The 11492-nt window shown below is 58.1% G+C and carries 10 protein-coding genes; 9 read left to right on the top strand and 1 reads right to left on the bottom strand.

All coding sequences use genetic code 11. The annotated features are described in order from the left end of the window. Positions 1 to 663 precede the first annotated feature (663 nt). The 6 genes from rpmH to LJ360_RS19835 all read left to right on the top strand — a co-directional run bounded on the left by rpmH (position 664) and on the right by LJ360_RS19835 (position 5395). Positions 664 to 798 carry a 50S ribosomal protein L34 gene (gene rpmH, locus LJ360_RS19860; protein ID WP_008172542.1) on the top strand — a complete coding sequence of 45 codons (135 nt, stop codon included), beginning with the start codon at positions 664 to 666 and terminating at the stop codon, positions 796 to 798. A gap of 13 nt (positions 799 to 811) precedes the next feature. Next, the gene (gene rnpA / locus LJ360_RS19855) at positions 812 to 1195 is read left to right on the top strand and encodes a ribonuclease P protein component (RefSeq protein WP_091850794.1); all 384 of its coding nucleotides are present in this window, start codon (positions 812 to 814) and stop codon (positions 1193 to 1195) included. Positions 1196 to 1200: 5 nt separating this feature from the next. After that, the gene (yidD, locus tag LJ360_RS19850) at positions 1201 to 1458 is read left to right on the top strand and encodes a membrane protein insertion efficiency factor YidD (RefSeq protein WP_264994880.1); all 258 of its coding nucleotides are present in this window, start codon (positions 1201 to 1203) and stop codon (positions 1456 to 1458) included. A 4-nt stretch (positions 1459 to 1462) separates the two neighbouring features. Further along, positions 1463 to 3166: a membrane protein insertase YidC gene (yidC, locus tag LJ360_RS19845; RefSeq protein ID WP_264994879.1), complete on the top strand. Its 1704-nt coding sequence runs from the start codon at positions 1463 to 1465 to the stop codon at positions 3164 to 3166. Positions 3167 to 3238: 72 nt separating this feature from the next. Then, a complete protein-coding gene (gene mnmE / locus LJ360_RS19840; protein WP_264994878.1) occupies positions 3239 to 4609 on the top strand; it encodes a tRNA uridine-5-carboxymethylaminomethyl(34) synthesis GTPase MnmE in 1371 nt (456 codons plus the stop codon). Between the two features lie 159 nt (positions 4610 to 4768). Next, the gene (locus LJ360_RS19835; protein WP_264996074.1) at positions 4769 to 5395 is read left to right on the top strand and encodes a DUF2959 domain-containing protein; all 627 of its coding nucleotides are present in this window, start codon (positions 4769 to 4771) and stop codon (positions 5393 to 5395) included. A gap of 80 nt (positions 5396 to 5475) precedes the next feature. On the opposite strand, the gene thpD is transcribed toward LJ360_RS19835, so the two are convergent. Beyond that, entirely contained in the window at positions 5476 to 6408 is a 933-nt protein-coding gene (gene thpD, locus LJ360_RS19830; RefSeq protein ID WP_264994877.1) for an ectoine hydroxylase, read from the bottom strand. Between the two features lie 212 nt (positions 6409 to 6620). On the opposite strand from thpD, the gene LJ360_RS19825 reads away from it, so the two are divergent. From LJ360_RS19825 to LJ360_RS19815, 3 genes are read left to right on the top strand one after another with little or no spacing between them, the layout of a single operon-like run. After that, positions 6621 to 7199 (top strand): DUF3833 domain-containing protein, encoded by a 579-nt coding sequence (locus LJ360_RS19825; RefSeq protein WP_264994876.1) that lies wholly within the window; start codon positions 6621 to 6623, stop codon positions 7197 to 7199. 27 nt (positions 7200 to 7226) lie between these two features. Next, complete coding sequence (locus LJ360_RS19820) at positions 7227 to 8318, top strand: efflux RND transporter periplasmic adaptor subunit (RefSeq protein WP_091850812.1); 1092 nt, start codon at positions 7227 to 7229, stop codon at positions 8316 to 8318. A 3-nt stretch (positions 8319 to 8321) separates the two neighbouring features. Beyond that, the gene (locus LJ360_RS19815) at positions 8322 to 11474 is read left to right on the top strand and encodes an efflux RND transporter permease subunit (protein WP_264994875.1); all 3153 of its coding nucleotides are present in this window, start codon (positions 8322 to 8324) and stop codon (positions 11472 to 11474) included. Positions 11475 to 11492 lie beyond the last annotated feature (18 nt).

The raw sequence follows: 11492 nt of genomic DNA, 5'->3' as shown, positions 1-11492 counted from the left end.
GACCGCCTGCCTCCGATGCTGATGGATCAGAAATGGGATACGCCTGCGTTTCGACGAATCACGGGACCGGAAATTCTACCCCTCCACTGCCCTCAGGAAAAGCCCGAAACTTGCGACCATGAACACCCTGTGGAAAGTTTTCTCTTTTTTTATCAATTTTTTACAATCTTACACACACGGTTGTGTACAGAAAATCAGTTGCAAATACTTATCCACAGATACCTGTTCACCACCTGTCCGCAACCCTGTTCACCAACACGGGACGAATCCGGGATAAGATCGATTTTTCGGCATCGGGCGACTTCTCCCCATTTCATACTGTCTTCATCCACAGCCCCCAAGCCCACCTACCTACAGTCTTACCCATAGTTCAGTTTGTTGATTTAGGGCCCTTTTCCTTACCTGTCCACAGAAAAGCTAGTGCCTAATAACAGTAATTACAGAAAAGATTTAAAAGAATCAGAAAGACCTATTTAAGTTATTACCCAATCCGCCAGGCATCCCTGGACTACCCTCCGGCTTTTCACTGCCAGAGCTCTGTCAAACCCCAACCGGAAAGCATTGAAATCCCCTGACGATTTGCTTAGAATGCCGCTCCTGTTTTGACTGTTCATTTTGCAGCCAATTACTGCAGATCAACCACCGATTTATGAGAGCGTAATCATGAAAAGAACGTTTCAACCGAGCGTCCTGAAGCGTAAGCGTGTTCACGGTTTCCGTGCCCGCATGGCCACAGCCAACGGCCGCAAGGTGATCTCACGTCGTCGCGCCAAAGGCCGCGCACGTCTGTCAGCCTGATCCGGATTTCAGTGTGGGGGATCACTCGTTTCCCAAGACGTCCCGTTTGCTTCGACCTGCAGATTATTCAGGCGTTTTCAACGACGTACAGGTGCGAGTACCCCACCGGCACTTCCTGATTCTGGCGTCCCCGAATTCCCTTGGGCGACCCAGACTCGGTCTGATTTTCTCGAAACGGAATCTCAGGCATGCTGTTCAGCGAAACCGGGTCAAACGCCTGGTCAGAGAAACCTTTCGTCATCGTGACGATCTGGGTTCCCTGGACATTGTCGTTCTCGGCCGTCAGAACCTGGCAGGTCAGGACAACCAGGTCCTGCACCGCGCACTGAACGACATCTGGCAAAAGCTGGCCAGGAAGTCACCTGGTAACGATACCGGTCTGAACCGGTCAGGATAGGCACTATGCGATCTCTCCTGGTCATCCCCATCCAAGTCTATCGTTACGCCATCAGTCCGATGATGGCCAGCCACTGCCGCCATATCCCCAGCTGTTCTACCTATGCACTCGAAGCTATCGAAACCCATGGCTCGTGGAAAGGTGCTCTGCTGACAGCACGCCGACTGTCACGCTGTCATCCCTGGGGCACACACGGATATGACCCGGTGCCCGGTACAGACCGGTACACCACACCAATAAAAGCCAACCCAACTGCAGACTAAGTTTATGGACATTCAGCGCATCGTATTATTTGCCGGTCTTGCCATTGTCAGCTACCTGATGGTTCTTGCCTGGAACGAGGATTACAACCAGCCTGCCGAGCCCGTCGCTGTCGAGGAGCAAACTGCCAACCTGCGCGATGCCGCCACCGATGATGAAATGTCCCTTCCTGACAGCAGTGGCTCAACAGACAGCGCCACCGTTGATGAATTCTCTGCTCCGGGTGACGCTACCACCGCAACTCCTTCGGACCTTTCTGCAAGTGACCGCGTGGTAACGGTGAGAACCGACGTGCTGGAACTGAAGATTGATCGTATTGGTGGCAATCTGGTGGAAGCCTCTCTGCTGGACTACGATCGAACCCTCGATAGTGCAGAGCCTCTTCGTGTACTTCAGACCTCGGATAACCGCACCTATTTCCTGGAAAGCGGGATGATTGGTCAAAATGGGTTCGACAGTCGCCGCAATGGTGAGCCTCCGGTCTATCAGGTCGACAACCGTGAAATCACTCTTGAGGATGGCCAGGATTCCCTCCAGGTTGATCTGAGGTACCAGACCGAACAGGGTATTGCCGTTATCAAGCGCTATAGCCTTTCCCGGAACAGCTATGAAATCGATGTGGAATACCTCATCGACAACCGTTCCGAGCAACCCTGGCAAGGCAACTTCACCGGCAAGATCGTGCGCGATGAAGCGCCCGACCCGACCGCACAGAACAGCATGGGCATCCGTGCCTTCCTGGGCCTGGTCATCAGCTCACCGGAAGATCCCTACGAGAAGTTTGATTTCTCCGACCTGGAAGATGATCGCATCAACCAGCCTGTGACCAATGGCTGGCTGGCGTTTTTGCAGCACTATTTCATTTCCGCCTGGATTCCGCCACGGGACCAGACGCACCAGTTCCAGACCACCCGTCGTGGTAATCTCAATGTGATGGGTTTTGTCAGCCCGGCCACTGTCATTGAACCCGGCGAGACCGGGCGTGCCGGCGCCCGTATCTACGTCGGTCCGAAAATTATCGAACGCCTGGAAGGCGTGGCGCCGAACCTGGACCGCACCGTCGACTTCGGCTTCCTGTTCTTTATTTCGCTGCCACTGTTCATCTTCATGGATTGGATCCACAGCCTGGTCGGCAACTGGGGTGTGTCCATCATCCTGCTTACTGTGGTGGTTAAGGCCGTCTTCTTCAAACTATCTGCAACCAGTTACCGCTCAATGGCTCGTATGCGGGCGGTGGCACCACAGCTGACCCGTTTGCGTGAACTCTACGGCGATGACCGTCAGCGCATGTCCCAGGAAATGATGGCCCTGTACAAGAAGGAGAAAATCAATCCTCTTGGTGGCTGTTTACCCATCCTGGTGCAAATGCCGGTATTCATTGCCCTGTACTGGGTACTGTTCGAGAGTGTGCAGCTGCGCCATGCCCCGTTCATGTTGTGGATTCAGGATCTGTCCCAGATGGACCCTTATTTCATCCTGCCGATCCTGATGGGTGCGAGCATGATGTTGCAGATGCATCTGAACCCGACACCACCGGACCCCATGCAGGCCAAGATCATGAAGCTGATGCCGATTATCTTCACTGTGTTCTTCCTGTGGTTCCCCGCCGGTCTGGTGCTGTACTGGCTCACCAACAACATTCTGTCCATCACCCAGCAGTGGTACATTACTCGGAAGATCGAGTCAGAGATGGCGACACGAAAGGCCTGACAGGCCAGGTCTATGTCACCAACAAAGCGGGGCTCCTCAGGGAGCCCCGCTTTGTTTGTATCGGAGGAAAGCGTGCAAGGTATAACTGAAACCATCACAGCGATTGCCACGGCACCCGGCCAGGCGGGCGTCGGTATCGTGCGTGTCTCCGGCCCGGGCGTCAGGGCCATTGCTTCGTCAATTCTGGGCTTTGAACCAAAACCCCGGTACGCCCACTACGGTCCCTTCCTCGACAACAACGGCCAGCTGATCGATGAAGGGATTGGTCTTTTCTTCCCCAATCCCCACTCCTTCACCGGCGAGGATGTATTCGAACTCCAGGGCCATGGCGGCACAGTCATCCTCGACCTGCTGCTCAGGCGGGTCTGTGAACTGGGAGCACGACTGGCACGTCCCGGGGAATTTTCCGAACGGGCCTTTCTCAATGACAAGCTCGACCTGGCCCAGGCCGAAGCGATTGCGGACCTGATCGAGAGCAGTTCCGAGCAGGCAGCAAGGTCTGCCGTGCAATCGTTGCAGGGGGTCTTTTCCCGCCGGATCAACGAGCTTGTGGATTCGGTCACCCATCTACGCATTTATGTCGAAGCGGCTATCGATTTTCCTGAAGAAGAGATCGACTTCCTCGCTGACGGCAAGGTTGCCGCCGACCTGGAACAGATTCTGGCGGACCTTGAGAAGATCCTTGCGGAGGCCCACCAGGGCAGCCTGCTTCGTGACGGTATGAAAGTCGTCATCGCGGGACGCCCCAATGCCGGCAAATCCAGCCTGCTCAATGCCCTTGCCGGCCGGGAAGCGGCCATCGTCACCGCCATTGAGGGTACAACCCGGGATGTTCTGAGGGAGCATATCCACATCGATGGTATGCCGCTGCATATCATTGATACCGCCGGCCTGCGTGATAGCCCGGACGAAGTGGAACAGATCGGCATTGCCCGGGCCTGGGAGGAAATCCGCCAGGCTGACCGTATCTTGTTAATGGTGGATGCAACCACCACGGCAGAAACCGAACCCCATGCCATCTGGCCGGATTTTATTGACCAGTTGCCAGATAGTGCACCGGTAACAGTCATACGGAACAAAGTGGACCTTTCCGGGGAAACAGTGGGTATCTCCGCAGAACCCCACCAATCGGCGCCGGTTATCCGACTTGCGGCCAAGTCAGCGGAAGGGCTTGAGGTATTGCGGGATCACCTCAAGCAGTGCATGGGCTTTGCTACGACGACGGAAGGCGGCTTCCTCGCGCGGCGTCGTCACCTAGATGCCCTGGAACGGGCGCTTACCTCCCTCAGGACGGGACAGGAACAATTGCAGGGTTATGGAGCCGGTGAGCTGTTGGCGGAAGACCTCCGTGCCGCCCAGGATGCCCTGGGTGAAATCACCGGGGCCATGACCTCGGACGACTTGCTGGGCAAGATCTTCAGCAGCTTCTGCATCGGCAAGTAAACCAGGGAAATTCCGACATCATCAGGGCTGAGGTTTCCCTGGCGAGCACCGTCAGGCTAGGATAGCCACCTGACCCCGATTCCCGGAGCGACGTCTATGCCATTGAAAACTGTTCATCCCAGGCCCTTGACCAAGGTGCCCCCCCTTACCCGGTTATTGATGATAATCACGGTATTATCCTTGGCCGGCTGCAGCACCGTTTATTACAACACCATGGAAAAACTCGGCTTCGAAAAACGGGATATCCTGGTAGACCGGGTAGAGGATGCGCGGGACTCACAGGACGGGGCACGGGAGACTTTCCGGTCGTCCCTGGAGCGTTTTCAGAGCGTAGTGGACACCCCTGATACGCCTCTGAAGGAGAAGTACGAGGAGGTTCGGGATGCCTATGGCGATAGCGAAGCAGCAGCCGAAGATGTACGCGACCGGATTGACTCCGTGGAAGACGTGGCTGGTGCCCTGTTTGATGAGTGGGAGGGTGAGCTTGACCGTTACGAAAGCCAGTCCCTGCGTCGTTCCAGCGAACAGAAGCTTGTGGAAACCCGCCGCCACTACGATCAGTTGATGGCCCGGATGCACGATGCCGAGGACCGGATGGAGCCGGTGTTGCAGGCATTCGAGGATCAGATGCTGTTCCTCAAGCATAACCTCAATGCCCAGGCCATTGCTGCCCTGGAGAGTGAGCTCGGCCGGATCCGGCAGGATGTGGACTCCCTGATCCGGGAGATGGAAGACGCCATTGCCGAATCTGACGCGTTTATCCAGCGTTTTCGTGACCAGCAATAGTGGTCACTGATTAAAACTGGTCGATTAAGGGGCTTGGCAGCCCCTTTTTTGCGTATACGGGCGCGTGGTGGCACGGGTATTCAGCCGGTTCGGCGCACGTCTTCGCGCACCGGCTGCAGCGCGCGGGTATTGGTGCGGTTCCCCAGGAAGTCCGGACGCGGCTTGTTCCCACAGAATGGCTCCACCAGCTGGTTCTCCACGCTGTTGAATACGAAGAACAGGTTACTCCGTGGCCAGGGTGACATATTGGCGTTGGAGGCATGGAGCGTGTTGCACTCGAAAATGATCAGCGAGCCGGCAGGGCCGGTGGGTGCCTTGATGCCACCGGCATCTGCCATCTTCGCCAGGTCCCGGTCGTTCGGCACGCCCAGTTCCTGTTTTTTCAGGGAATGCTGGTAGTTATCCTCCGGGGTGCGGCCCACGCAGGGGACGAATTTCTTGTGGGAGCCGGGGATCAGCATCAGGGGACCATTGAAGGGCGTGTTGTCGGTCAGGGCGATGGAGAAGCTGACCGCACGCATACGGGGCATGCCGTCCTCAGTGTGCCAGGTTTCGAAATCCGAGTGCCAGTCAAAGCCCTTGCCATGGAAACCTGGCTTGAAGTTGATCCGGGACTGGTGAATGTATGCCTCACTGCCCAGCAACTGGTGCACCATGTCCAGAATCTCGGGGTCCCGAGTGAGCCGATCAAAGCGCTCGGATAACTCGTGCACACCAAAAACAGACCGGATTTCCTGCTTGCCGGGTTCGGTGATGGTGCCTTCCGCACGCAGGATATCTGGGTCATTTTCGTAGTCCCGCAGGTCCTGGCGGAACCGGGCGACGGTTTCCTGGTCGAGGAAGTTCGGGAAGGCGAGAAAGCCGTCCCGCTCGTACCGGGCCAGGTCGGTTTCACTCAGGGGGCCGTGGGTCCGGTCGGCGCCGGCGCTGTGCACCACCGGGTCAAGGCGGTCAAATGACGGGGTTGGGCGTTCAAGGCGACTGGGATATAGATCTTGAGAACGAGTGTCCATATTCGAACCTCCTTCCAGTAGGACTCGATTACTCAACTCACGCAATGAATACGATTAAAATCCTTTAAAAATAAAAAGTTGCAGATGTGCCGGGATGGCTTCTCGTACTTATGGGTGGTGATTCGCAATTTCAAGGGCCGTTAGTCACGACAGAACCGGCAACCGGTGCCGGTCGTATGTCTTCGCAATCAGCCGGTTGGAGTGTAAAGGTTATGCAAACCCCTGTTTTTGCGACACGTAGTGGTGGTTTCGGTCACCGTATCTGGGTATTTTTGACGGTACTCATTCTTGCCGGTTGCGCCAGTCCGTCCATTGACGACTACAGCAATCGTGCACCTGAGCTGGTTCCGGATCAGTTTTTCCGGGGATCGCTGATCGCCCGGGGAGTGGTCAAGGACTTCTCGGGTGCGGTCATTCGTACCTTTGATGCGGACATCCAGGCCAGCTGGGACGACGCTGGCGTCGGTACCCTGGACGAAGTGTTCCGGTTCGACGACGGCGAGGTAGATACCCGGGTCTGGACCCTCACCCCGGAAGACGGTGGTTACCGTGCAGAGGCCGGGGACGTTGTGGAGCCGGGCTTCATGACCTGGCGTGGCAACGCCCTCAACATGAATTATGTCCTGCGGGTACCATACGGAGACGGCACCATTGATGTACGCATGGATGACTGGATGTACCTGGTGACACCGGACACCCTGATCAATGAGACCGCCATGAGTAAGTGGGGCATACCGGTGGGAGAAGTCGTGCTGGTCATCAGGCGCACCGGTGATACCGATAACAACTGAAACTGATGTAAACAGGTAGTCGTTCCTATGTGGAAACAGTGGCTGACCGCCATCGTGCTGGTGGCAATTGCAGTGGGTGGCGCCTGGATCTGGCGCTCCATGGACTCCGGGACGGGTGCCGAAGAAAGTACCCAGTCCTCCGCCAGTGCCGTGAATGTGGTATCGCCGGAACGGGATATGGTCCGTGACCAGGTCAGCGCAGTGGGCAGCCTGCAGGCACTGGAGGCAGTGGAACTCACCACCGAAGTCAGCGGCCGCGTGGTGAAACATAACCTGGCGGCCGGCCAGCGTGTGGACAAGGGCGAGCTGCTGCTGCAACTCGATGATCGCCAGGCTACGGCGGACCTTCGTGTTATCGAATCACAGCTGGCCGACGCCCGTCGCCAGTTCGAGCGTGCCAACCGGCTACGTTCCAACAACAGTATTTCCCAGTCCCAGGTGGACGAGTTGCGTACCGCGGTGGACGTGGCCCTCGCCGAGCGGGAGGCTGCCCGTGTGCGCCTGGAGAACCACCGGATTGTCGCTCCCTTCAGTGGCGTGCTGGGTCTATCGGACCTGAGCGTGGGCGCCTATGTGACGCCCGGTACCGCCATCACTACGCTGGATGCAACGGATCAGATGGAGCTCACCTTCTCGGTACCGGAACGCTTCCTGGGGCAGGTGTCCCTGGGCCAGGTGGTCCGCGGTAACTCCCCGGCGTGGCCGGAGGAGATATTCCATGGCGAGCTCGTGGAGCTGGGCACCCGCATCAGTGAACTGAGCCGGTCCCTGCCAGTGCGGGCTCTGATTGATAACCCGGAAGGCCGGTTACGCCCCGGCCAGTTCATGTCCGCAAGCCTGACCCTGCGCGAGCGCGAAGCGTTGGTCATTCCGGAACAGGCGGTGCTGATTCGGGGTGACGACAAGTACGTGTTTCTCGCCGAAGACGGCGTAGCCCAGCGTACCCGGGTAACACTGGGCTCGCGCATGCCAGGACTGGTGGAAGTGGTCAGTGGTATCAGCGATAGTGACCGGGTGATTATTACCGGCCAGGATCGCCTCAGCAGCGGCGACCGGGTGGAAATCAAGGATGAAGGCAACGCCATACCGGATAACCGTTTCCAGGCCATGGAGTCCTGATCCATGGTGCTGTCCGATGTGTCCATCAAGCGACCGGTCTTTGCCACGGTACTCAGCCTGCTGATCGTGGTGTTCGGGGTTGCTGCCCTGCTGGATCTGCCGGTGCGGGAATACCCCGACATCGACCCTCCGATCGTCTCCATATCTACCGATTACACCGGCGCGGCTGCGGAAGTGGTGGATACCCAGATTACCCAGATCGTAGAAGGTGCGATCAGTGGCATCGAAGGCATTCGTTCAATCGAGTCCTCCACCGAACAGGGTGAATCCCGCACCAGTATTGAGTTCAACATCTCCCGGGATGTGGACATCGCCGCCAACGACGTACGTGATGCCGTATCCCGTATTGCGGATCAACTACCGGAAGAAGCCGACGCCCCGGTCGTCCAGAAGGCCGATTCCGATGCCCGGCCCATGATGTGGATAACCCTGCGCAGTCAAGTCTGGGACAGCGCCGAGCTGAGTGACTTCGCGGACCGGGTTTTGGTCGACCGCCTGTCAGTGCTTGATGGCGTGGCCGATGTGCGTATCGGGGGTGAACGCCGATATGCCATACGGGTATGGCTGGAAAGGGACCGGCTCGCCGCGCGGAATATTACCGTGGCGGAGGTGGAGCGGGCCTTGCGGGCCAATAATGTGGAGTTACCGGCGGGGTCGGTGGACTCGTCCACCCGTAACTTTACGGTACGTGCCGAGGGACGCCTCAGTGACGTGGAACAGTTCCGTAACCTGGTCGTGCGCCGTGATAACAACGACCTGATACGGCTGGGTGAAGTGGCTAACGTGCAGATGGGCGTGGAGTCGGATGTCAGTCGCCTGCGGGCGAACGGTGAAACCGCCATAGGCATGGGCGTTATTCGCCAGTCCAAGGCCAATACCGTGGCCGTCTCCGATGCCGTGCGGAAAGAACTGGTGAATATCCGGGAAACCCTGCCGCCGGAGGTAACCATCGCCGAGAGCTACGACGAGTCCATTTTTATCCGGGCATCCATCCGGGAGGTCATCACCACCCTGGCCATTGCGGTGTCCCTGGTGATCCTGGTGATTTTCCTGTTCCTTCGTTCCTGGCGGGCCACGCTGATTCCCGCGGTGACCATACCGGTAGCCGTTATTGGCGCCTTTATCGGGCTGGGTTTCCTGGGCTTCTCCATCAACGTGCTCACCCTGCTGGCCATTATCCTGGCCATCGGCCTGGTGGTGGATGATGCCATCGTCATGCTGGAGAACATCCAGCGTCGCATCGACAACGGTGAGCCGCCATTACTGGCATCGTTCCGTGGCGCCAAGCAGGTGGCCTTTGCCATCATCGCAACCACGCTGACCCTGGTAGCGGTGTTTATCCCCATATCCTTCATGGGCGGCAACATCGGCCGCCTGTTTGCCGAGTTCGGTTTCACCCTGGCCGCAGCGGTGGTCTTCTCCAGCTTCGTCGCGCTGACCCTGGCCCCCATGCTTTGCTCCAAGTGGTTACGGCACAGCCCGGAATCCGCTGAAGGCCATCGGCTGTGGGCGGCCAGCGAGAAGGCCCTCAACGGCCTGACAAACGGATATTCCCGGCTGCTGCGGTTTTCCCTGCGCCAGCCCGGGCTGATCATCGGCCTGGGCCTTGCCGGTCTGGTCGTGGCCGTTGTGGTTTTCCCGAAGCTGCCCCAGGAGCTGGCACCCATTGAGGATCGTGGTGTGATTATCATGCCGACCGACGCACCCCGGGGGTCGACGGTCGAGTACACTGACCACTACGTTCGCCAGGCGGAAGAGAGACTGCTGCCCTACCTGGACGAAGGCATTGCCAACCGGTTGCTGTCCATCGTCGGTTTCCGGGATGAAGAGGACAATGCTTTCATGATCATGGGCCTGGAGGAATGGGACCAGCGGGATGTAAAGCAGCAGCAGATCACCAGCGAGATCCGTAACAAGCTGTCCGATATTTCCGGGGTGCGGGTAATTGCGGTCAATCCGCCGGGTCTTGGCCAACGGGGCTTTAACCAGCCGGTAGAGTTCGTGGTAGCGGGGCCCGACTATGATGCAGTCCAGCAGTGGAGTGAGGAAATCGTCAGCAAGGCGAAGGAAAACCCCCGGCTTCTCAACGTTGATACCGATTTCGAGCTGACCCGTCCGGAACTGCGAGTCACCATTGACCGTGAACGGGCAGCGGACCTGGATATCACCGTGGAGGATGTGGGCCTGACCCTGCAGACCATGCTGGCGTCACGCCAGGTGACGACCTACCTGGACCGGGGACAGGAATACGATGTGATCGTCCAGGCTACGGATGCGGACCGGGCGACACCGTCCGACCTGAGCCAGATTTTCATGCGGCCGAGGGAGGGTGGCGACCTCATCCCCCTGGCAGCCCTGGTGAATATGGAGGAGATCGGCGCCAACCCGGATCTGCGCCGGATTGATCGCTTGCCGGCGGTGGTCATCAGCGCCTCGTTGGCGGATGGCTACGACCTGGGCAGCGCCCTGAATTACCTGAACAACCTGGCAGCTGACAACCTGCCCCCGGAAGCCCGGATCAGTTACAAGGGGCTGAGCCAGGAGTTCCAGGAATCCTCCAATGCCATCTATCTGACCTTTGGCCTGGCGTTCATCATCGTCTTCCTGGTGCTCGCGGCCCAGTTTGAAAGCTGGATCCATCCCCTGATCATCATGCTCACGGTACCCCTTGCGGTCACCGGCGCGTTGATGGCCCTGTACTGGTCAGGCATCAGCCTGAACATCTACAGCCAGATCGGCATCGTTATGCTGCTGGGCCTGATGGCCAAGAACGGGATTCTGATGGTGGAGTTCGCCAACCAGTTGCGGGATCAGGGCTATAACGTGCGGGATGCGATCCTGGAAGGCTCGATTCTGCGCTTCCGGCCAGTGCTGATGACCACCATATCCACGGTGTTCGGTGCGGTACCCCTGGTGATCGCGACCGGCGCCGGTGCAGAGAGTCGCGCCGCTATTGGTATGGTGATCCTCGGTGGCCTGGTGTTTGCCACCACCCTGACCCTGTTCCTGATTCCCGTGCTGTATGACCTGCTTGCCCGGTTTGCCAAGTCGGCTAACGCGGTTGAGAGGGAGCTGGAGCGGGAGGAACAAGCAGAACGGTCTGGCGGTAATGGCGCCTTTTCAGCTGCCCAGAGCCCGGAACGGCCCATCGAATGACGTCATGGCACACCTTGC

This window comes from Marinobacter sp. AN1 (genome assembly GCF_026013985.1).
GTDB classification, from domain to species: Bacteria; Pseudomonadota; Gammaproteobacteria; order Pseudomonadales; family Oleiphilaceae; genus Marinobacter; species Marinobacter segnicrescens.
This window is presented reverse-complemented; position numbering and strand designations above follow the sequence as displayed.